The sequence below is a fragment of the Soonwooa sp. T0.1_25 genome, from assembly GCF_057652215.1.
This window is the reverse complement of sequence record NZ_JBYFBZ010000061.1, coordinates 1-584: the sequence shown is the minus strand read 5'-3', so window position 1 is coordinate 584 and position 584 is coordinate 1. Positions and strand designations below refer to the sequence as shown.

The 584-nt window shown below is 34.4% G+C and carries 1 protein-coding gene; it reads left to right on the top strand.

The window, feature by feature from the left end; translation table 11 throughout:
- Nucleotides 1-565: DUF2231 domain-containing protein (locus AC23MB_RS14350; RefSeq protein ID WP_487787654.1), on the top strand; the 565-nt coding region annotated here is incomplete at its 5' end.
- Nucleotides 566-584: the final 19 nt, after the last annotated feature.

Below are 584 nucleotides of genomic sequence, written 5' to 3'. Positions count from 1 at the left end.
CAATGGTACTTTCTGCGTTAGTTGGTTACCTTTTTGGAGTAAATATTTAATTTTTAAAAAACATAATAATATGAACGGAGCACATTGGCATTTAGTGGTAAATCATTTACCAATCATTTTCCCTATTGTTGGGGTAATCGTAATGATTACAGGTCTTATTTCAAAATCAGAAGCTGTAAAACGAACGGCATTTATGATTTTTGTTTTCGGTGCATTAGCCGCAATAGCAGCTATGAATACAGGAGAAGGAGCAGAAGAAGTAGTAGAAAATATAAATGGAGTTTCGGAAAACTTCATAGAAAGCCACGAAGAAGCAGCAGAAACATTCGCTATTCTATCTTATATACTAGGTGGCATTTCTTTGCTTGGACTTTGGGCGAGTTTTAAACAAAAATCTTTTTCTTCAATAATTTCAATTGCAACATTGATTTTTGCATTTGTGGTATTATTCTTTGCTAAACAGACAGGTACAACTGGCGGTGAAATTAGACACACAGAAATTCGAAGCGGCAATAATATTCCAGCATCAGAAAACAAAAACGCTGAAGAAGACCAAGACGATTAGGATGATAAAGACAGAAAAA